The organism is Pseudomonas sp. 2835 (assembly GCF_050435905.1).
GTDB lineage: Bacteria > Pseudomonadota > Gammaproteobacteria > Pseudomonadales > Pseudomonadaceae > Aquipseudomonas.
This window is the reverse complement of the sequence record NZ_JBNDLE010000031.1, coordinates 1-20,458: the sequence shown is the minus strand read 5'-3', so window position 1 is coordinate 20,458 and position 20,458 is coordinate 1. Positions and strand designations below refer to the sequence as shown.

General features: G+C 62.8%; 17 protein-coding genes. 7 read left to right on the top strand and 10 right to left on the bottom strand.

Annotation, left to right across the window (positions count from 1 at the left end; translation table 11 throughout):
• Position 1: 1 nt before the first annotated feature.
• The 9 genes from ABIE20_RS26410 to ABIE20_RS26370 all read right to left on the bottom strand — a co-directional run bounded on the left by ABIE20_RS26410 (position 2) and on the right by ABIE20_RS26370 (position 10,154).
• Positions 2–2,212, bottom strand: a complete 2,211-nt coding sequence (locus ABIE20_RS26410) for a xanthine dehydrogenase family protein molybdopterin-binding subunit (RefSeq protein WP_429508426.1) — start codon at positions 2,210–2,212, stop codon at positions 2–4.
• Positions 2,209–3,201 (bottom strand): FAD binding domain-containing protein, encoded by a 993-nt coding sequence (locus ABIE20_RS26405; RefSeq protein ID WP_429508424.1) that lies wholly within the window; start codon positions 3,199–3,201, stop codon positions 2,209–2,211. The genes ABIE20_RS26410 and ABIE20_RS26405 overlap by 4 nt, the downstream gene beginning before the upstream one ends.
• Complete coding sequence (locus ABIE20_RS26400) at positions 3,201–3,869, bottom strand: (2Fe-2S)-binding protein (protein WP_429508422.1); 669 nt, start codon at positions 3,867–3,869, stop codon at positions 3,201–3,203. Before ABIE20_RS26400 ends, ABIE20_RS26405 begins: the two co-directional genes overlap by 1 nt.
• A 36-nt stretch (positions 3,870–3,905) precedes the next feature.
• Positions 3,906–4,874, bottom strand: a complete 969-nt coding sequence (locus tag ABIE20_RS26395; protein WP_429508421.1) for an XdhC family protein — start codon at positions 4,872–4,874, stop codon at positions 3,906–3,908.
• Positions 4,875–4,970: 96 nt separating this feature from the next.
• Complete coding sequence (locus ABIE20_RS26390) at positions 4,971–5,603, bottom strand: nucleotidyltransferase family protein (RefSeq protein ID WP_429508420.1); 633 nt, start codon at positions 5,601–5,603, stop codon at positions 4,971–4,973.
• A 37-nt stretch (positions 5,604–5,640) separates the two neighbouring features.
• The gene (locus ABIE20_RS26385; protein WP_429508419.1) at positions 5,641–6,453 is read right to left on the bottom strand and encodes a class I SAM-dependent methyltransferase; all 813 of its coding nucleotides are present in this window, start codon (positions 6,451–6,453) and stop codon (positions 5,641–5,643) included.
• Positions 6,454–6,617: 164 nt separating this feature from the next.
• Positions 6,618–8,822 carry an OsmC domain/YcaO domain-containing protein gene (locus tag ABIE20_RS26380; RefSeq protein WP_429508417.1) on the bottom strand — a complete coding sequence of 735 codons (2,205 nt, stop codon included), beginning with the start codon at positions 8,820–8,822 and terminating at the stop codon, positions 6,618–6,620.
• A gap of 233 nt (positions 8,823–9,055) precedes the next feature.
• A complete protein-coding gene (locus ABIE20_RS26375) occupies positions 9,056–9,535 on the bottom strand; it encodes a DUF1842 domain-containing protein (protein ID WP_429508416.1) in 480 nt (159 codons plus the stop codon).
• Between the two features lie 19 nt (positions 9,536–9,554).
• Positions 9,555–10,154 (bottom strand): DUF1842 domain-containing protein, encoded by a 600-nt coding sequence (locus ABIE20_RS26370; protein WP_429508415.1) that lies wholly within the window; start codon positions 10,152–10,154, stop codon positions 9,555–9,557.
• A gap of 445 nt (positions 10,155–10,599) precedes the next feature.
• Here ABIE20_RS26370 and ABIE20_RS26365 point away from each other — a divergent pair, with 445 nt between their 5' ends.
• A complete protein-coding gene (locus tag ABIE20_RS26365) occupies positions 10,600–11,595 on the top strand; it encodes a helix-turn-helix domain-containing protein (RefSeq protein ID WP_429508414.1) in 996 nt (331 codons plus the stop codon).
• Here the strand turns inward: ABIE20_RS26365 and ABIE20_RS26360 are convergent.
• On the bottom strand, positions 11,583–13,514 hold the full coding sequence (locus ABIE20_RS26360; RefSeq protein ID WP_429508413.1) for a tyrosine-protein phosphatase: 1,932 nt from the start codon (positions 13,512–13,514) through the stop codon (positions 11,583–11,585). The genes ABIE20_RS26365 and ABIE20_RS26360 overlap by 13 nt on opposite strands.
• 11 nt (positions 13,515–13,525) lie before the next feature.
• Between ABIE20_RS26360 and ABIE20_RS26355 the strand changes: the two genes are divergently transcribed.
• The 6 genes from ABIE20_RS26355 (at position 13,526) to ABIE20_RS26330 (ending at position 20,376) form a co-directional block, all read left to right on the top strand.
• Entirely contained in the window at positions 13,526–14,356 is an 831-nt protein-coding gene (locus ABIE20_RS26355; protein ID WP_429508411.1) for a histidine phosphatase family protein, read from the top strand.
• Positions 14,357–14,485: 129 nt separating this feature from the next.
• On the top strand, positions 14,486–14,899 hold the full coding sequence (locus ABIE20_RS26350; RefSeq protein WP_429508410.1) for a hypothetical protein: 414 nt from the start codon (positions 14,486–14,488) through the stop codon (positions 14,897–14,899).
• Positions 14,896–15,183: a barstar family protein gene (locus ABIE20_RS26345; RefSeq protein WP_429508409.1), complete on the top strand. Its 288-nt coding sequence runs from the start codon at positions 14,896–14,898 to the stop codon at positions 15,181–15,183. Before ABIE20_RS26350 ends, ABIE20_RS26345 begins: the two co-directional genes overlap by 4 nt.
• Positions 15,184–15,483: 300 nt before the next feature.
• The gene (locus ABIE20_RS26340) at positions 15,484–15,882 is read left to right on the top strand and encodes a hypothetical protein (protein ID WP_429508407.1); all 399 of its coding nucleotides are present in this window, start codon (positions 15,484–15,486) and stop codon (positions 15,880–15,882) included.
• A gap of 250 nt (positions 15,883–16,132) precedes the next feature.
• On the top strand, positions 16,133–17,809 hold the full coding sequence (locus ABIE20_RS26335) for an MFS transporter (RefSeq protein ID WP_429508405.1): 1,677 nt from the start codon (positions 16,133–16,135) through the stop codon (positions 17,807–17,809).
• A gap of 149 nt (positions 17,810–17,958) precedes the next feature.
• On the top strand, positions 17,959–20,376 hold the full coding sequence (locus tag ABIE20_RS26330; RefSeq protein WP_429508403.1) for a glucose/quinate/shikimate family membrane-bound PQQ-dependent dehydrogenase: 2,418 nt from the start codon (positions 17,959–17,961) through the stop codon (positions 20,374–20,376).
• Positions 20,377–20,458: the final 82 nt, after the last annotated feature.

The window sequence follows — 20,458 nt, the reverse complement described above, 5'->3', positions numbered from 1 at the left end:
TTCATCCCATCAGCTTCTCCAGGCTGATCGGCAGGTCGCGCACACGCTTGCCGGTGGCATGGTAAACCGCGTTGGCCACCGCGGCCGCAAGGCCGGTCACGCCGATTTCGCCGATCCCGCGGGCGCCGAATTCGTTGAGGTTGTAATCGGGGTAGTCCAGCAGGATCACATCGATCTGCGGCTGGTCGGCATGCACCGGCACTACGTACTCGGCGTAGTTGTTGTTCACCGGCATGGCGTCGCGTTCGTCGTAGTCGGTCGCCTCGAACAGCGCCATGCCGATGGCCATGACGATCGCGCCCTCGACCTGGTTGGCGGCGGTTTTACCATTGACTACCTTGCCGACGTCGATGGCGCTGACCACCCGTGACACGCGCAGGCGGGAAATACGCGGGTCCCAACGGACCTCCACAAAGTGCGCGCCGAAGGAGCTGAACGCATGCTTGGCGGTGTCGGCCATCCCGGTGCGCGCCTCGCCTTCGGCGCTGGCGACTTTCAGCCGGTTCAGCACCTGGGCAAAATCCAGGCTCGAGTCGCCGTTTTCCAGCTTGCCATTGCTCACCTTGATGGCCTCGGGCTTGACCCCGGCCATGCCGCCTTCGGCGCTGGCGGCAAAACCCTTGAGCTGTTCCAGGGCCATGCGGGTGGCTTCGGCGACGGCCGGCAGCACGCTTGCGGTGATCCACGAGCCACCTGAAACCGGCGCTGGCGGCAACGAGGAATTGCCCAGTTCGACATCAATGCGCTGCAGCGCCAAGCCGGTCAGCTCGCTGACGCATTGGGCAATCACCGTGTAGGTGCCGGTGCCGATGTCCTGGGCACCGCAAAACACCTGGGCGCGGCCATCAGCTTTTAGCGCCACCCGCGCCTGCGCCGGGGTGCGGAAGGCATCCCAGTTGCACTGGGCCATGCCATAACCGATAACTTCCTCGCCCTCGCGCATGCTGCCGATCCCGGCCGTTCGCGCCGCCCAGCCAAAGCGCCGGGCACCCTGCTCCAGTGCTTCGCGCAAGTGATTGCTCGACCAGGGGAGTTTCTCCTGTTCGTTCTGTTCGGCGTAATTGAGCTGGCGAAAGGCAAGCGGGTCGATGCGGCACTGCTCGGCCAGCTCGTCGATGGCCGACTCCAGGGCAAACAGGCCAGGCGCCGCGCCGGGCGCGCGCATCGAGGTGGGGGCGCCGCGGTTGACCCGGACCGTGTGATGGGTGATCTCGACATTCGCACAGGAATACAGGCTGGCACTCATGCCGCCGCAGTTCTCGACATACTGATCACCGATCCCCGTGGTATTCACAGACTCGTGGCGCAGGGACAACAGCCGGCCCTGGTCGTCGGCGGCCAGGCGCATGCGCTGGCGGGTCTGCGGCCGGTGGCCGACGGTGGTGAACATCTGCGCCCGCGGCACTACCAACTGCACCGGCCGCCCGACCACCTTGGCGGCGGCGCAGGCTGCCACGGAATGCGGCCACGCCCACAGCTTGCTGCCGAAACCCGAGCCTATGAACGGCGCCCGCACCTCGACCCGCTCCGGCGGCAGGCCGAATACCTGCGCCAGGGTATTGCGGTGCACCACCACCGACTGGGTGGCCTCATACACCACCAGCCTGTTGCCCTCCCACAGCGCAACCGTGGCGTGCATCTCCATCGGGTTGTGGGTTTCCACCGGGGTGCTGTAGGTCAGGTCGACCTTGTGCACACCCTGCTCGAACGCCTGGGCCGGGTCGCCGCGTTTGTGCCCCTGGCCACCGTCGGCAGGCGCGCGTTGCTTGAGGCCTTGCTCAAGGTTGGCCAGTGCCGGGCTGGCGGCGTAGGTTACCTTGACCTTGTAGGCGGCCTCGCGGGCATGCTCGAAGGTATCGGCAATGACCAGGGCGACAAACTGCCCGGCGTAGCGGATGGTCTGGTCCTCAAAGGGCAGGCGTTTCTCGTCGGTACGCGACCCGGTCAATACCCCCGCCAACGAAAACGGCACCGGCGAGGTGTGGAAGGCCTGGGGGAAGTTGCCATGGTGAAGAATCTCCAGCACGCCGGTACTGCGCCGGGCCGCATCAATATCCAGGGCCTTGATCGAGCCGCTGGCCACGGTGCTGAACACCCCATAGGCGAAGACCATGCCGTCAGGGTGCTGGTCAGCGGCGTACTGCGCCTGGCCGGTGACCTTCAAGCGCCCGTCGATGCGCCGTGGGGATGCCCCTATCACTGGCTCAGTCATGCCACACCTCCGCTCAAGGTCATCAGGTTATGCACGATCGCCTGCTGGCCCAGGGCGACCTTGTAGCCATTGTGGGCATACGGCACCGCGCCCTTGAAGGCCGCCGCGGCAGCCTTGGCGAAGCGGTCGGCGCTGGCCGGCGCGCCGCGCAGCAGGCGCTCGGCCTCCTCGGCACGCCAGGGTTTGGTGCCGACGCCTCCCAACGCAATGCGTGCTTCGCGGATCACTTGCCCGTCCAGCACCAGGATGACCGCGCTGGAAGCCAGGGCAAACTGGTAGGAGGCGCGATCACGCAGCTTCAGGTATGCCGAGCGGCTGCCCGCGAGCGGCGCGTTCAAGGTGATATGGGTAATCAGCTCGTTCGGCTCCAGGGCATGCTCCTTCCAAGGCGTGCTGCCCGGCAGCAGGTGAAAATCGAGGAAGTCGATGTCGCGTTTGCCCGAAGGGCCCTGTACCTGCACGGTGGCGCCTATGGCAGCCATGGCCACGCACATGTCCGAGGGATGGCTGGCGATGCACTGCTCGCTGGTGCCGAGCACCGCATGCACGCTACGGTTGTGGCCGCCGATGGCCGCGCAACCCGAGCCCGGCGTACGCTTGTTGCAGGCCGAAACGCCATCGCGAAAGTAGTTGCAGCGTACGCGCTGCATCACATTGCCGGCGGTGGTGGCCTTGTTGCGCAGCTGCGTGGTGGCCCCCGAGAGCAAGGCTTGCGAGAGCAGCGCATAGTCGCTTTTGATCCGCGGGTGATGCGCCAGCTGCGTGTTGGTCACCATGGCGCCGATGCGCGTGCGGCCATCGCTCAGGGTTTCAATCTGGTTCAGCCCCAGGGTATGTACGTCGACCACATGATCGGGCTGCATGATGTCGAGCTTGACCAGGTCCAGCAGCGTCGTGCCGCCGGCGAGATACACCGTAGCCGGGTTGCGGGCCATCAACGAGATCGCCTGTTCAGGGCTGGTTGCGCGGGTATAGTCCAGGGTTCTCATCAGCTGGCTCCTTGCATCTTGCCGCGGGCATCCTGAATCGCCGCGAGGATGTTCTTGTAGGCGCCGCAGCGGCAGATGTTGCCACTCATGGCTTCACGCACGCTGGCGTCGTCCTGGCCGATGTTGGGGTCGTTGATGATGGCCACCGCGGTCATGATCTGCCCCGAGGTGCAGTAGCCGCACTGGAAGGCGTCGTGCTCCCAGAAGGCTTCTTGCACGGGGTGCAACTGGCCGTTGCGCTCCAGCCCTTCGATGGTGGTGATCTCGTCGCCCTGATGCATGGCCGCCAGCGACAGGCAGCTGTTCACCGGCTGGCCGTTGACATGCAAAGTGCACGCGCCGCACTGACCGTGGTCGCAGCCTTTCTTGGTGCCGGTCAGTTGCAGACGGTCGCGCAGCACGTCGAGCAACACCGCATTGCCGGGGACATTGAGGGTGTGCAGCAGGCCGTTGACCTTAAGGCTGATGCGTTGCTCGCCCTTGGCCAGGGCCTTGTCGCTGTCGTCTACCGGCGCGTCCAGTTGCCCGGCCTGGGCCCATACCGGCGCGGTGGCGGCGGCCATGCCGGAAATGCCGATGGTGCGCAAGAAATTGCGCCGCGAAGGGGCCGCCAATGCCTTGAACGGGTTGTCTGAATCGTCAGTGGGCTTGTCAGTCGGTTCGGTCATTGCTGCGGTCCTCATCAGTTTTTTATAGAGGTCAGGTCACAAGGCATCCCTCGCGACGCCATTGCGCACCCGAACAATGTCGGACATCACTGCCAGAGCTATTTCTGCCGGGGTCTTGCTGCCCAGGTTCAGGCCGATCGGAGCATTGATGCGCGAAAGCGTCTGGTCATCCAGGTGCCCGATGCGGCTGAGCCGCTCCAGGCGTTTTGCGCTGGTGCGCCGCGAGCCCATGGCGCCAATGTAGAAAGCCGGCGAGCGCGCCGCTTCCAGCAGGGTCAGGTCATCCAGGCGGGGGTCGTGGGTCAGGGCCACCACCGCCGTAGCGCCATGGCAGCCGCCCTGGGCAATGTAGGACGCCGGCAGCATCTCCAGCACCTTGACCCCCTCCAGGTGAAAGCCTGCGGTCAACTCCGGGCGCGGATCACAGACGATCACTTCGTAACCCAGCGAGCGGGCAAAGCCTGCGCAAAATTCGGCAACCGGCGATAACCCGGCGACCAGCAAGCGCTGGGCAGCGCCGATGCGGATGCGGACCTGGCGGTCTTCGACAACAACCGCCACACCCGTGCCGCTTACCGTGTCAACGCACCGCCGGGCTGCCCGCAGGTCGATGTGGCGCATGACCTGCTGCTGCCCCTGCAAGGCGCCCAGCAGCAGGGCAAAATGCTCCATGGCACCGCTGTGCGGTTCAAATCGTTCGACCAGTACATCCAGCACGCCGCCGCACGGCAACGCCAAGGACGGTGCCAGCCCGCCCTCGCCGTAGCGCACAATTGCGCTGTGAGCGGTGAACTCGTCACGCCCGAGCCGCTCAAGAAAGTCGTCTTCGACACAGCCGCCCGACAACGAGCCGCGAAACGCCCCTGTGGCCAGGGCTACCAGCATCGCCCCCGGAGCACGCGGGGCTGACCCATAGGTGGAGAGCACCGTGCACAACCACACGCACTGACCTTGCTTGAGCCAGTTCAAACCCTGCTGGATAACGTCGAGGTCCAGGTTGTTCACGGCTTGATCCTGTTGGTCAGAAGGGGATGGCGTGCCTGCATTCAAGTATCCAGCCAGACCCGCTCAAGGCATTGCCTGATGCTGTAGCCTGATTGCCTATTCCGGTCGTGTTTGCGTGGGACTGCCGGCCGCTTCCAATAGTTCGGGCGTATCGATGTCGAACAGAATGCCCGGGTCGCTGACCTCCAGGCGCACGAGTGCCCTGGCATGTTCGGCGATGACGGCCCTGGCCCCTTGATCGCCTTGCAGACGCTCAAGGGCGGGCCAGAAATCCCGGCCAAACAACACCGGATGCCCGGGGACGCCATTGAACAGTGGCTGGACAATGTTCCCGGCCGTGGCGGCATCGAACAGCGCTTGCAAGGTTTCGCGCTTCAGGTAGGGCATGTCACCGAGGAATATCGCCACTGCGCTCGCACCGCTGCTACGGGCGATGTGATCCATGCCGCAGGCCAGGCTGCTGCCCATGCCTTCGCGGGTCGGGGGGCAATGGCTAACTTGAATATGTGGGGCAATGCCAAGGCGCTGGCGATCATCCTCGTCGCGCACCATCACCCACATCTCGCTCAGCATCGCGCCAGGCAGGGCAAGGCTGGCAGCCAGCAATTGCCGGCCATCCTGAAGGCGGGCCAGGCGCTTGTCGCTGCCAAAGCGTCGCGAAGAGCCGGCTGCCAGCATCAAGCCAACGACGGTACTACAGGGGCCCGGACCAGGTTGATGGTCGTTCACGCTGCACCCTCTTGCACTAAGACTGCGCGCCGGGCGTTCAGCGGCGGCTGATCACCACCTGCAGGTACTCGCTGGGCACCACCAGCGAGGACGCTCCCGCCACGTTGTTGTCGTTCAACAGTTGGGTCAGGTCACTTTCCAGCGCGCTGGCCTGGTCGCTGTCGAGCGAGGCAAACGCCTTGTGCACCGGCCCGTACCAGGTCCTGAACACCTCGATGAAATGCGCCGCCGAGCGATAGCGGAAGTTGAAGTGCTCACGGCTGAGCTTGATAGAGCCTAGGTCATCGCCGAACAAGTTGTGCAATTGTTCTTCATCGCCCCAGCGTGACGGCGGTTGTGCACCGGGCGGTGGCGGCACATGACGGCCGAGGGTCTTGAACATCTGCCCGATAAAACCTTGCGGGGTCCAGTTGGCCAGGCCGATGCGCCCGCCCGGGCGGCATACCCGGCCCAGTTCCCTGGCCGCCTGCGCCTGGTCGGGAGCGAACATTACACCGAAAGTTGAAACCACAGCGTCGAAAGCACCCTCTTCGAACGGCAAGGCTTCGACATCGGCCACTTGAAAGGCCACGTTGAGGTGTTCGGCCCGGGCGCGCTCTTCGCCGCGCTTGAGCAGTTCGGGCACGTAGTCGGTGGAGGTCACCTGGCAGCCACGGCGGGCGGCGGCCAGGGTGACATTGCCGTTGCCGGCGGCGACATCCAGGACCTTTTCGTCCCAGCGCAAGTCGCAGGCTTCGGCCAGGCGTTCGCCAACCAGTTGCAAGGTGGTGCCAATCACCGCGTAGTCGCCGCTGGCCCAGGCGGCCTGCTGGCGCGCCTTTAACGCATTCAAATCCAGGGGTGTGCTCATGGTCTGCACCTGATGAGGTTGTTCACACGAACGATCAGCTAAACGCCAACCCCCTGATCCGGCAAGGCCCAGCGTTTGAGCGGCAAGACCCGTTGGCTACATGGCTATAACCGGGGCGCATAAACAAAAACAGCACCCGAAGGTGCTGTTTTTGCTGGCGCCTTTTAGCGCGACAGGTTGGCCACTTTGGCCCGTGCCGCGTGCAGCTTCTTGTAGCTGTCGATCAGGCGCTGGTGACGGTCCAGGCCTTCGAGCTTCATGCTGGTCGGCGTCAGGCCATGGAAGCGCACACTGCCGTCCACCGAGCCGAGCACCGCGTCCATGCGCGGGTTGCCAAACATACGGCGGAAGTTGGCTTCGTAGTTGGCCAGCTCCAGCTCGTCGTCCATGGCCACTTCAAGCACCACGTTCACCGCCTGGTAGAACAGGCCGCGCTCGACGGTGTTGTCATTGAACTGCAGGAAGGTTTCGACCAGTTCCTTGGCCGGCTCGAACTGCTGCAAGGCCAGGTGGATCAGCAGCTTCAGTTCGAGGATGGTCAGTTGGCCCCAGGCGGTGTTGTCGTCGAAGTCGATGCCGATCAGGGTGGTGATGTCGGTGTAATCGTCAAGCTCGCTCTCTTCCAGGCGCTCGACCAGCGACTGCAACGCCTCGTCATCCAGGCGGTGCAGGTTGAGGATGTCTTCGCGGAAGAACAGCGCCTTGTTGGTGTTGTCCCAGATCAGGTCGTCCACCGGGTAGATTTCCGAGTAGTCCGGCACCAGGATGCGGCAGGCCGTGGCGCCCAGGTGCTGGTACACCGCCATGTAGACTTCCTTGCCCATGTCCTCGAGGATGCCGAACAGCGCCGCGGCTTCTTCGGCGTTGGCGTTGTCACCTTCGGCCGAGAAGTCCCACTCGACGAACTCGAAGTCGGCCTTGGCGCTGAAGAAGCGCCACGACACCACACCGCTGGAGTCGATGAAGTGCTCGACAAAGTTGTTCGGCTCGGTCACCGCGTGGCTTTCGAACGTTGGCTGCGGCAGGTCGTTGAGGCCTTCGAAACTGCGACCCTGCAGCAGCTCGGTGAGGCTGCGCTCCAGCGCCACTTCGAAGCTTGGGTGGGCGCCGAACGAGGCGAACACGCCGCCGGTGCGCGGGTTCATCAAGGTCACGCACATCACCGGGAAGGCGCCGCCAAGCGAGGCATCCTTGACCAGCACCGGGAAGCCCTGCTCTTCCAGGCCTTGTATGCCGGCGAGAATGCCCGGGTACTTGGCCAGCACCTCCTGCGGTACATCCGGCAGGGCCAGTTCGCCTTCGAGGATTTCACGCTTGACCGCGCGCTCGAAGATCTCCGACAGGCACTGCACCTGGGCTTCGGCCAGGGTGTTGCCGGCGCTCATGCCGTTGCTCAGGTACAGGTTCTCGATCAGGTTGGAGGGGAAGTACACCACCTCGCCGTCAGACTGGCGCACGAACGGCAGCGAGCAGATGCCGCGCTCGATATTGCCCGAGTTGGTGTCGTACAGGTGCGAACCGCACAGCTCGCCATCGGGGTTGTAGATTTCGCGGCAGTATTGGTCGAGGATCTCCGCCGGCAGCGCATCTTTACGGCCAGGCTTGAACCAGCGCTCGTCGGGGTAGTGGACGAATTCGGCATTGGCGATGTCTTCGCCCCAGAACTGATCGTTGTAGAAGAAGTTGCAGTTGAGCCGCTCGATGAACTCGCCCAGCGCCGAGGCCAGCGCGCCCTCTTTGGTGGCGCCCTTGCCGTTGGTAAAGCACATCGGCGACTGCGCATCGCGAATGTGCAGCGACCAGACATTGGGCACGATGTTGCGCCAGGAGGCGATTTCGATCTTCATCCCCAGGCCGGCAAGAATCCCCGACATGTTGGCGATGGTCTGCTCCAGAGGCAGGTCCTTGCCGGCGATGAAGGTGCTGGTGTCCGAAGACGGGTCGAGCATCAGCAGCGCCTGGGCGTTGGCATCGAGGTTTTCCACTTCTTCGATGACGAAGTCGGGGCCGGTCTGCACCACCTTTTTCACCGTGCAGCGATCGATGGAGCGCAGGATGCCCTGGCGGTCTTTCTCGCTGATATCGGCCGGCAACTCGACCTGGATCTTGAAGATCTGCTTGTAGCGGTTCTCTGGGTCGACAATGTTGTTCTGCGACAGGCGAATGTTATCGGTGGGGATATCGCGGGTCTGGCAGTACAGCTTTACGAAGTACGCCGCGCACAGGGCCGACGAAGCCAGGAAGTAATCGAACGGCCCCGGTGCCGAGCCATCGCCCTTGTAGCGGATCGGTTGATCGGCCACCACCGTGAAGTCATCGAACTTGGCTTCAAGTCGAAGGTTGTCGAGAAAGTTAACCTTGATTTCCATGCGGGAATACCATACGAGCAAAACGATTTGGCCGCCATTATCCGGGTTTTCACCGGGAAGTCTTGTGCCTGACGCAATTACTCGGGCAAACCCGCCACCAAGCGCTCAAAGTCGTCGCCCTGCTGAATCGGCAGCCATCGTCAGCGTTGTCGCCGATGCAGCCTTGTTGGGCAGCGCCTGGATGCAGTCGATAAGCAGCCCGGGCTACCGGGCTGCCCTCTTGTCACGCGCCTTTACGCGCTTTCCAGCTGACCAATCGCCGCCTGCAGGCGGCTGCGGCTACGTTCGCTGAGATCCTTCTGGCTCTGGTGAGTCTCGGTCGGCGCCTGGCGTACGTTGGCATGCGGTACCACTTGCCAGCCGCCGCCATCCGGGCGCAGGTAGCGATAGCTGGCGGTGCCGCTGGCCCACTTGGCGTCGAGGATCCCGTGCAGATGGAAGGTCTGCTCCAGGGTGCTGAACGGGCCACTCGGGCTGCCGGTGAGGTTGATAACAATATGCCCCTCACCTTTGAGGCCGAGCTTGAGGTCCGAATAATCTCCCCAGACATCGGCATGGAAGTTCAGCGGCGGGTAGGTGGCAGCAAAGATGCTGGCCACACCGGTGATCTTCTTCTGCACGGTGTTGACCAGCAGATCGAGGGTCAGGACAGGTGCGCCGAGCAGGCCGGTGCGCACGTTGAGGCGGGTGTGGAACAGTCCGATTGCGGGCATGGTACGACTCCTTGTCTGGTCAGGCGCGGCTGGACTTGCCGGCCTTGCCGGAAGCGCTTTTGGTCGAATCGATGGCGGTGTTCAGGGCTGCGCCCGCATCACCGGCAGCCAGTGCCTTGAGGTGGGCGACATCGCCGGTGGCGATGGCCGCCTCAAGGGTCGCAGTGTGCAACAGCGCCTGGATATCGTGGTTACCGAAGGCCTTGATACGGGTGTCTTCCCGCTGCGCTGGCGCCTCGACCACGATCCATTGCCCCTGGTTGCTCCGGTAGCGGTAACCGGCCTGGCCTTTTTGCCAGTCCGACCCCACCGCCAGGTGCAGGCTGAAGATGATCGGCGAATTGGCCGTCGGGCCGCCGTGGTTACCTTGCAGGGTGATGAGGATATTGCTCGGGCTCGGCGGCAGGAACAGCTGATAGCTGTAGGTGCCCCAGACGTCCAGGTGCAGGTCCAGCGGTGGGTTGGTGGCCTGGGTAAGCTGGGCGCTGCCGCGCAAGGTGCGGTCAGACGGATGCACCAGCAGGTCGAGAACCAGGCGCTGAGCGCCGGGTGCATCGGTGCCGATGACATAGGACAGGGGGAAGAGTCCTATTACAGGTGCTTGTAGTGAGTCAGTCATGGTGCCTCCATTGCAAACAATGAGTGGAAACAAGCGCGTGGCTGTTTCTGGCGGGCGACTTCCCTGGCGCGCAGTTGGATGTAGGCGAACGGCGTTGCAACCTCCGCGCTGGCGTCACGCGCAGATTGCCTGCGGCGAAGACGCTGCGGTCCGGTACGGCCATGCCCGGTTGGACAAGGTTTACCGAGGTGCAACGGGTATGAAACCCTCCCTGGGCGCATAACTGCCTGCCTGGCAGCCCAGATCAGTTAAGCAGGGAAAACCGGGCTGACCAGAGGGGGGTGGCAAAAGTGCATTATGTCCGACAAATGGTTAACCGAGCCCCAGAACACACAAGAGGGCCTCGCCCATTTTGGTCACGCCGCTGACACGCCCAACTGCTAACCTCCTGAAGCTTTCCGCCCAACACCCCGCACGCATGGCGACCCTGAAGGTGTATTCAAGCATGACCCGCAAGCAGATCATCCTGCGCTCAGACAGCATGCACAGCGACGACTTCGGCGCCGTGTTCAGTAGCCTGTTCGGCAATCTGTACGCCGATACCCCGCCGCTGCCTGGCGACATCAGCATCGGTGGCGTCTATGGCCGCCATGACGGCGTGAGCTTTCGGCGCATGCACTATCGCGGCGACTTCACCTTCTGTTTTCCCGAATCCCAGGATGAAATCACCTTCGTCATCCCCTCCTCCGGCACCCTGATCCTTAACCCCGATCGTGACGCGGCGGGCTTTCGGCACATGGGCCTGGCGATCGACAAGGCCGATGTGCGCTCGATGCGCTTGATGGATGACCACGACCAGTGCGGCATCTCGATCCGCCGGGCGTTGTTCACCGAACGGCTGGCAACACTGCTCGGCAAGCCGATACTCGGCAGGCTGTATTTTGAGCCTGTGGTGCCGCTGGCCCACCTGCAGGGCATCAGGGCCCTGGTGGAGCTGGCCACCGGCAGCCAGTTCGACCTGCTGCTGCATGCCGGGGCGCTGATGCCGGCGCGCTTGCAGGAAATGCTCGTCGATGCGCTGCTCGAAATCTGGCCGCACAACTTCAGCCAGGCCCTGCAGCGCCCGGCGCCGATGATCGCGCCGCGACATGTGAAGCTGGCCATCGAGTACCTTCAGGCCCATCCACATAGCCAGGTCAGCGGCACCGAGCTTGCGCGAATGTGCAACGTCAGCCTGCGTGCCTTGCAGGACGGTTTTCGGCGCTTCATGGGTTTGTCGATCGTCGCCTACCAGCGCCAGGTGCGCCTGGAACACGCCCACCATGCGCTGCGCCAACGCGGCGTGGCGTCGGTCACCGAGGTAGCGCTGGCGTTTGGCTTCAGCAATGTCGGCAGGTTCTGTCAGTACTTTCACGGTGCCTTCGGCGTCAGCCCTGCCGATGTGCGCAACGGCGCGGGCCAGCGACGCAGGGCTGGCCCGGCTGAACGTCAGAACAAGTAGCTGGCCTTGAGGCTGCCACTGGCGCCGTGGCTGTCACCGCCATTGCTGGCGCCGACTTCGGCACCGACGCTCAGCGCACCCAGGCTGGCCATCAGGTTGACCCCGGCAGTGAACTGATCGCGGTTGTCGAAGGCGGCGCGCTGTTCGATGTCCAGGCCCAGCAGGTGGCCCTGGCTGTCGACCTGGTGATCGCCCAGCACATGCTCGTAGCCCACCTGCACGCCCGGCACCAGGTGCCAGCCACCCAGGTCGATGGCGCCGAGTGCAACATCGAGATTGGCGAATGCGCTGCGCCGGGTTTGCTGGATGCCATCGACCTCAAGGGCCAGTTCGCTGCCTTTTTCGTTGAAGCCCGAGAGGTCCAGGTGACTGATGCGCAGGCCCAGGCTTGGCTCCAGCGTGATGCCGCTTACTGGTGCGCGGTAGCCCAGGGCCAGGCTGGCGCCGCTGAGGGTGCCATGGCTGTCGCCTTTGGCCGTGCCCAGCCCGGCACCCAGCTCGCGCTTGCTGGCGTAGTCGAGCCAGCCGGCGCTGAGGTCGGCGTCGACGAACAGGCCACGCTCAAGTCCCGCGGGAGCGTAGCGCGCACCAGCCGTGAAGAAGGTCAGGTCGGTGTCCGCCTCACCGCCCGCGCCGCCGACATTGCCACGGCTGTAGCCAAAACCGGCGTGGCCGCTGAACTGCTCGGAAAAGCGCTGGGTCAGGCCGATCATCAGGCCCTGGCTGTGTTCGTTGCTGCTGGCGGCATGGCTTGAGCCATCGGTGCCCAGGTAGCCGGCCAGGGCGGTGCTCCACAAGCGGTACTGGCCGACCTTGAGCTCAGTGCCACGGCTGTAGGGCGCTGCGGCGCGGTCGAGCAGCGCGCCCTGGCGTAACAGGTAACTGGCAGCGTCGGCATGCACCTGGCCGCCGACCCTGGACTCGACGCCAGCCAGGTCACCGGCATCGATGGCCGACTGCAGGTAGTAGTTGTAGGCGCTGTAGGTGCCCGACAGGCTGCTGTCCTGCAACTGCTGCAACAACTGCGCACCGGCCGCAGCGTTGCCGAGCAGGCCTACTTGTCCGGGCAGGCTGTTGTAGGACACCATCTTGGCCCGCAGTACGTAGAGGGTCTCCTGGGACAGACCCAGGCCCTCTTTCAGGTAGTTGTCCATGCTGCCGTACTGGGCGCTGACCTGGTCGAGGCCGGCTTGCAGGTAGCTGGGATCGACGGCCAGCAGCGGCGCATAGATCGCCGCCATGCTCGGCGGCATATGCGCCAGGGTCGCTGCCACGCGCGCCGCGGTGTAATCGTTGGTGGCCAGGTAGTTGTCCATGATCGTCGCACTGTCGACCCCGGCGATGCTCAGCAACACTGCGGCGGTCCAGCCGGTGCGGTCCTTGCCGGCGGTACAGTGGAACAGCGCCGCACCCTCGCCTGCCGCCAGCTCGTTGAACAGCGTGGTGAACTGGCCACGCATGCCGGCATCGTTGACGAAGGCACGGTTGGTTTCCTGCATCATGGTAATGGCATCGGCAGCACTGGTGAAGCTGACACGGGTGATGTCGGCGCCAGAGGTGTTGTTGCCGATGATGTCGATGTTGCGATAGCGCGCACCCTCGATCAGGGTATCGGGGGTCGCGGCAATCTCGTCCGGCGTGCGCAGGTCGTAGATCGCCTGGATGCCCAGGCCGTTGAGCGTGGCCAGGTCTGCGGCCGACGGCGTCAGGGCGTTGGAGCGGTAGAACACGCCGCTGCGCATCGTACCGTCGTGGGCGGTGGAATAGGCATGGGTGGTGCCGGCGATATCACGAAAATTGTCGATACGCGCCAGGCGCGGGGTATCCAGCGGCGCACCTTCTGCGAGCGGGCTAGCGGCCTGGGCGGCAGCGATGGACAGGCTCAAAACGGACAGCGAACACAACAGTCGTTGATACACGATGCAGCCTCATGGAAGTCACGTTGGGCTGGCTACTATTGCGGGCTGACCTGCGACTGAATATTGCAAAAAGCCCGGATTGGCGAATCACTGCGCGATCTGTCCGGGGAATGCGTTTTTTGTCCGTATTACGTCGTGCTGGCGTCGCTTTATCGCTGCAAACTGCCTGCTCTGGCACAATCGTCGCCCTGTCAGCGAACACTTACGAATGGAAGAAAAGTGAACTACCTATGAAGCGGTATTACATTGTTACCCACGGACAGGCACAACATCACATCGATAACCTTGTCGGCGGCTGGTTTGATTCCAGGCTAACACCTAAAGGAATTGAACAGGCCCACGCCCTGGCCAGGTTTTTTACCACCCAGGGGTTTTCAAAAAGCCCGGCAATTTACTCTTCTGACCTGCTGCGTTGTAAACAGACCGCAACAATAGTTGCCGATGCCCTGGAGCTTGAGCTGAGCCTCGACGCACGGTTGCGCGAGATGTCGTTCGGCGCTCATGAGGGCATGGACCAGGCGCTGCATGACAGCATCATGAAACCTTGCGCCGAGAAATCCAGCGAGCGCATGGACCATGCGATTTGCGACGGGGCTGAAACCCGGCGGCAATTCGCACGTCGAATTTACGACTTTGTCGCAACACTGGAATCTGACGTTGACTGCACAATTATCGTAACCCACGGCTTTGCCGCCAGTTTCCTGATCAGCGCTTTACAACGCGTGCCGGTCGAGAGCATGGCGTTTATCTCGTTCAAAATGTCTGCAGGCGGTGTGTCGGAATTGATAGAGGATGATCTGTTCAAGAACGTCACCCTGACAAAGTTGAATATGCAGGTTTAGTTGTTGGCCAGGCATTTTGGTTGGTTTTAGGATCTGGCTTGCCAGCGATCGAGCGCGAAGCGGTCGTAATCCTGAACATCGATCACTGGTAACCTGCAGCCCCTTTCCGGCCAGTCAGCAAGGCAGATTATGGACAATCCAGGCTACTACCCCTTCCACCTCTTCGCCGCCACCTTCGAAAGCCAAACGCACGCCCGCCAGTTCGCTCTCGAGCAATGGCAGCCCGAGCCGCCCGCCAGCGCGAGTGCTGGCGAATTCGCCGCGTGGGAAGAGCGCAATCCGTCCTGGCAGCTTGCCCAGGAGCTTGAGTGGTTCATGGATTCGGACTTCGTCGAGCTGGATGAGTCGCTGGAATATGTGCAGAGCCTGATGGCCGACGAGGCGCAGAAAGCGCAATTGTGTTCCCGGTCTCTGGGCGGGTTCAGCCACTTTATCATCGTCGGCGACAACGCAATTTACGGCGACCGCCGCTCTGCAGATCAGGCCAATCTGCGGCAACCACAAAGCACCGCCACGCTCACTTACCTGGGGCATTTCAATTGAGCCGCGTGCAGGTGGTAAGGATTGATCTGGGCCAGGTGACCAGCGCCAGGCAATTGCATCACCTGTTAAAGGACGCCCTCGGTTTTCCCGATTGGTATGGCTGTAACTGGGATGCCTTCTGGGATGCGATCAGCGGGCTTGTGCAGATGCCTCGACAGTTGCAGCTCAGTGGCTGGGAGGCTTTTGCCAGGCGCTTGCCCAGAGACGCCGAACTGATGCAGAAGTGCCTGGCCACGCTGCAGGCCGAGTATCCGCAAATGGCCTCTGAAATATTGTTCGAGTGAGCAGGCCATCGCCGCGAGCCACTCACAGGACGATAAATCCTATTTTACCGTGGGACGTTTCCGGTTACGTCCAGCGGTGCGTCAAGGCGTGAATGCCAGTGCTAGGTTCCGGGGCTCTTTGCCCAAGGAACCTGCGCATGACAAGGACGCCATCCCCCGTTTTTTTCCCCTCCTCGTGCGATGACTGCCACCGGCGGCACTGCGCTGAGTGCTGAGGAAGCCAATTTCATGATGCGCCGGCGGTTATGGAGGCGGTCTGTTTGGAGAACACATGAGTGAGATGATCTAGGAGGTTCGTCTATGATCGACCTGAAAGCTTGGCCTCTGGAGGCTCAAATTGCTTTTGGCCTGACCCCCTTCGTATTGTGTTTATCTGGCTTGGGCATTGGCGTCTATATCGCATGTAGCCGACACTTCAAGGTCATGCTTAAGGCTCTTGAAAATAGCCCCTGGCTTCATCAGCAAGTCAACATATGGGGAATCACCAGCGTAAAGTCACGTACGCTTGTCGTCGGTAGCATTTGCGGTGCCCTGCTCAGACCGCATCTCGGCATCCGCAAAGGGGTTCTGGACCCGGTAGAGATTTCGGAATTTCCACTTTATCTAAAACGTAAAATGATCATCTCGTCCTGGTTGTCAATTATTGGCTTCGCATGGCTGATGATGGGCGCAGGACTGCTGAAACTCAGCAACGGATAAATAGGCGCAGGACAGGCCTCATCGCCGGCAAGGCCGGCTCCCACAGGGTTGGGAGCTGAGCACGAGCCAATCAAACTGACAGCAAAGTGGATATCCAGGCAAACCTGATTATGCTTCAAGAAACCTTGCAGCAATGCGAGGCCGTCAGTCTGTGTTCATGATTTGCGCAATCCGATGACATCACCCCAAGGCCTGGGTGCGGCAAGGATAGTGGGAACTCCGGCCTACAAGCACAAGACGGAGAAGACTCATGGCGGCAATCGACAATACAACCACGGGCAGCGCGCCCAACCGCAGGATCACCAAGGAAGAGCGCAAGGTGATTTTCGCCTCGTCCCTGGGCACGGTGTTCGAGTGGTACGACTTCTACCTCTACGGCTCGCTCGCCGCGATCATCGCCAAGCACTTCTTCGCCGGGGTCAACGAGACCACGTCGTTCATCTTCGCCCTCCTCGCCTTCGCCGCAGGCTTTGCCGTACGGCCATTCGGCGCGATTGTGTTCGGCCGGCTCGGGGACATGATCGGGCGCAAGTACACCTTTTTGATCACCATCGTGATCATGGGTATCTCCACCGCCGTGGTCGGTTTGCTACCCGACTACGCCACCATCGGCGTGGCCGCGCCGATCATCCTGATCACCCTGCGCCTGCTGCAAGGCCTGGCCCTGGGCGGTGAGTACGGCGGTGCGGCAACCTACGTCGCCGAGCATGCGCCCAAGGGCAAGCGTGGTTACTTCACCTCGTGGATTCAGACCACCGCAACCCTGGGGCTGTTTCTGTCGCTGCTGGTGATCCTCGCCTGCCGTACCCTTCTCGGCACCGAGGCGTTCGAGGCCTGGGGCTGGCGGATTCCGTTCCTGCTGTCGATCCTGCTGCTGATCGTCTCGGTGTACATCCGCCTGCAACTGAGCGAGTCGCCGGTGTTCCAGAAGATGAAAGCCGAAGGCAAGGCCTCCAAGGCGCCGCTGACCGAGTCCTTCGCCCGCTGGGACAACCTCAAGATCGTCATCATGGCCCTGCTCGGCGGTACTGCCGGCCAGGCGGTGGTGTGGTACACCGGGCAGTTCTACGCGCTGTTCTTTCTGTTGCAGATGCTCAAGATCGACCCGCAAACCGCCAACCTGCTGATTGCCGGCTCGCTGCTGATCGGCACACCGTTCTTCATCCTGTTCGGCAGCCTTTCGGACCGCATCGGCCGCAAGGGCATCATCATGGCCGGCTGCATCATCGCCGCGCTGACCTACTTCCCGATCTTCAAGGCGCTGACCGAATACGGTAACCCCGACGTGTTCATTGCCCAGGAGAAGAACCCGGTGACGGTGGTGGCTGACCCCGACCAGTGCTCGTTCCAGTTCGACCCGGTGGGCAAGGCTAAATTCACCAGCTCCTGCGACCTGGCCAAGAGCGTGCTGGCGAAAAAAGCCATCCCCTACTCCAACATCAAGGCAGAGCCGGGCAGCGTCGCGCAGATCCATATCGGCGACAAGGTGATCCAGAGCTTTGAGGGCACCGGTATGCCGGCCGCCGATTTCAAGGCCAGGAACGACGCCTTCATCGCCACCATGGGTACGGCGCTGAAGGATGCCGGCTACCCGGAAAAAGCCGACCCGGCCAAGACCAACTACCCGATGGTCTTGCTGCTGCTGACCATCCTGGTGATCTACGTGACCATGGTCTACGGCCCGATCGCCGCCTGGCTGGTGGAGCTGTTCCCGACCCGCATCCGCTACACCTCGATGTCACTGCCCTACCACATCGGCAACGGCTGGTTCGGCGGCTTCCTGCCAACCGTGGCCTTTGCCATGGTCGCCGCCACCGGCGATATCTACTACGGGCTCTGGTACCCGATCGTCATCGCGGTGATGACGGCGATTCTCGGCACCTTCTTCCTGCCGGAAACCAAGGACCGTGACATCACTGATACTTAAGTCTGATACCCGCCCTCTCCCCCAGCGGGAGAGGGCATTTGCCCTGATTTGGGCATCACCACAACCCGCGCAGAATTATGTACCAACTTGTTAATTAGCTTGCTAAGGGTATAAAATTCAGCCACTCCCTCCTTCGAGTTCTTTTCGATATGACGCACTCACCGCGCGCCACTGGCGCCTCAACATTCATCCTGGTTGGCCTGGGCGTGATCATCGCTCTGCTCGGCCTTGCGCTCGCCGCCGGTGGCGTGAAGCTGGTCAGCCTCGGTGGTTCCTGGTACTTCCTGCTCGGTGGCCTGCTGATGGCCCTCTCCGGGCTGCTGATCGCCTGCCGCAAGCTGGCCGGCGCCTGGTTGTTCGCCATCTTCCTGGTCGCTACCGCGATCTGGGCAGTGGCCGATGTCGGCCTGGTGTTCTGGCCACTGTTCTCGCGCCTGTTCATGTTCGGCGCGATGGGCCTGGCGGTGACGTTGGTCTACCCGCTGCTCAAGCGTGCCGCCGGTGCCGCGCCAGGCCGTGGTGCCTATGGCCTGGCCGCAGTGCTGGCAATCGCCCTGGCGGTGGCGGCCGGCAATATGTTCGTCGCCCACCCAAGCGTTGCCCCCACCGGTGACGGCCCGGGCCTGACCGCGGTCGACCCGGCCAAAGCGCAAAAAGACTGGGCCCACTACGGCAACACCGAAGGCGGCAGCCGCTTCGCTGCCCTGGACCAGATCAACCGCAGCAACGTCGACAAGCTGAAAGTGGCCTGGACCTACCACACCGGTGACGTGGCGATCAGCGACGGCAACGGTGCCGAAGACCAACTGACGCCGCTGCAGGTCGGCAACAAGGTGTTCATCTGCACCCCGCACAACAACCTGATCGCCCTCGATGCCGACACCGGCAAAGAGCTGTGGAAGAACCCGATCAACGCCAAGTCGGCGGTCTGGCAGCGTTGCCGCGGCATGGCCTATTTCGATGCCAGCGCGCCGATCGCCCAGCCGACCCAGCCCAACAGCTCACCGATCATCGCCGCCAGCGTGCCGGCCGGTGCCAACTGCCAGCGCCGCCTGCTGACCAACACCATTGACGCCCGCCTGATCGCGGTCGATGCCGATACCGGTGAGTTCTGCCAGGGCTTTGGCAACAATGGTCAGGTCGACCTCAAGGCTGGCCTGGGCAACGTTCCGGACTCTTTCTACCAGCTCTCCTCGGCGCCACTGATGGCCGGCACCACGGTGGTGGTCGGCGGCCGGGTCGCCGACAACGTCCAGACCGATATGCCAGGCGGTGTGATCCGTGGCTTTGACGTGATCAGCGGGCAAATGCGCTGGGCCTTCGATCCGGGCAATCCGCAAGATCGCAATGCGCCGACTGGCGACAACACCTACGTGCGCAGCACCCCCAACAGCTGGGCGCCGATGTCCTATGACCCGGCGATGAACACCCTGTTCCTGCCGATGGGCAGCTCGTCCACCGACATCTATGGCGTCGAGCGTACCGAGCTGAACCACAAGTACGGCGCTTCGGTGCTGGCCCTGGACGCAACCAGCGGCGAAGAGAAGTGGGTGTACCAGACCGTGCACAACGACCTCTGGGACTTCGACCTGCCGATGCAGCCAAGCCTGATCGACTTCACCAAGGCCGACGGCCAGTCGGTGCCGGCGCTGGTCATCGGCACCAAGGCCGGGCAGATCTACGTGCTCGACCGCGCCAGCGGCAAGCCGCTGACCGAAGTGGTCGAAACGCCGGTCAAGCCGGGCAACATCCCCAATGAGCCGTACTCGCCAACCCAGCCCAAATCGGTGGGCATGCCGCAGATCGGCGCCCAGCAACTGACCGAGTCGGACATGTGGGGCGCCACACCGTATGACCAACTGCTGTGCCGCATCGACTTCAAGAAGATGCGCTACGACGGCCTTTACACCGCACCGGGCACCGACCTGTCGCTGAGCTTCCCGGGCTCGCTGGGTGGCATGAACTGGGGCAGCATCTCCACTGACCCGGTGCATGGGTTTATCTTCGTCAACGACATGCGCCTGGGCCTGTGGATTCAGATGATCCCGTCGCAGAACAAGGGCCAGGCCGCCTCCGGTGGTGAAGCGTTGAACACCGGCATGGGCGCCGTACCGCTCAAAGGCACGCCGTATGCGGTGAACAAGAACCGCTTCCTGTCGGTGGCCGGGATTCCGTGCCAGGCGCCGCCCTTCGGTACCCTCACTGCTATCGACATGAAGACCCGCAAGGTTGCCTGGCAAGTGCCGGTCGGCACCGTCGAAGACACCGGCCCCCTGGGCATCCGCATGCACCTGCCGATCAAAGTTGGCCTGCCGACCCTCGGTGGCACCCTGTCGACCCAGGGCGGCCTGGTGTTCATTGCCGGCACCCAGGACTTCTACCTGCGCGCCTTCAACAGCGCCAACGGTGAAGAAGTATGGAAAGCCCGCCTGCCGGTCGGCAGCCAGGGCGGCCCGATGACTTATGTGTCGCCGAAAACCGGCAAGCAGTACGTGGTCATCACCGCTGGTGGTGCGCGCCAGTCGACTGATCGTGGCGACTATGTAATGGCCTACGCGCTGCCGTAAATCGCATCGCCCCATCGCGGGTCAAGCCCCCTCCCCGTGGGGGCGGGCGTGACCCCCGCTGGGGCTGTTTCCGACCACCCCC

What these genes read in the sequence shown, in the direction of transcription:
- ABIE20_RS26335 (WP_429508405.1), top strand. Translation starts at nt 16,133, where the DNA reads ATGGCGGCAATCGACAATACAACCACGGGCAGCGCGCCCAACCGCAGG.
- ABIE20_RS26350 (WP_429508410.1), top strand. Translation starts at nt 14,486, where the DNA reads ATGGACAATCCAGGCTACTACCCCTTCCACCTCTTCGCCGCCACCTTC.
- ABIE20_RS26330 (WP_429508403.1), top strand. Translation starts at nt 17,959, where the DNA reads ATGACGCACTCACCGCGCGCCACTGGCGCCTCAACATTCATCCTGGTT.
- ABIE20_RS26380 (WP_429508417.1), bottom strand. Translation starts at nt 8,822, where the DNA reads ATGGAAATCAAGGTTAACTTTCTCGACAACCTTCGACTTGAAGCCAAG.
- ABIE20_RS26385 (WP_429508419.1), bottom strand. Translation starts at nt 6,453, where the DNA reads ATGAGCACACCCCTGGATTTGAATGCGTTAAAGGCGCGCCAGCAGGCC.
- ABIE20_RS26400 (WP_429508422.1), bottom strand. Translation starts at nt 3,869, where the DNA reads ATGACCGAACCGACTGACAAGCCCACTGACGATTCAGACAACCCGTTC.
- ABIE20_RS26375 (WP_429508416.1), bottom strand. Translation starts at nt 9,535, where the DNA reads ATGCCCGCAATCGGACTGTTCCACACCCGCCTCAACGTGCGCACCGGC.
- ABIE20_RS26405 (WP_429508424.1), bottom strand. Translation starts at nt 3,201, where the DNA reads ATGAGAACCCTGGACTATACCCGCGCAACCAGCCCTGAACAGGCGATC.
- ABIE20_RS26410 (WP_429508426.1), bottom strand. Translation starts at nt 2,212, where the DNA reads ATGACTGAGCCAGTGATAGGGGCATCCCCACGGCGCATCGACGGGCGC.
- ABIE20_RS26365 (WP_429508414.1), top strand. Translation starts at nt 10,600, where the DNA reads ATGACCCGCAAGCAGATCATCCTGCGCTCAGACAGCATGCACAGCGAC.
- ABIE20_RS26355 (WP_429508411.1), top strand. Translation starts at nt 13,526, where the DNA reads ATGGAAGTCACGTTGGGCTGGCTACTATTGCGGGCTGACCTGCGACTG.
- ABIE20_RS26340 (WP_429508407.1), top strand. Translation starts at nt 15,484, where the DNA reads ATGATCGACCTGAAAGCTTGGCCTCTGGAGGCTCAAATTGCTTTTGGC.
- ABIE20_RS26370 (WP_429508415.1), bottom strand. Translation starts at nt 10,154, where the DNA reads ATGACTGACTCACTACAAGCACCTGTAATAGGACTCTTCCCCCTGTCC.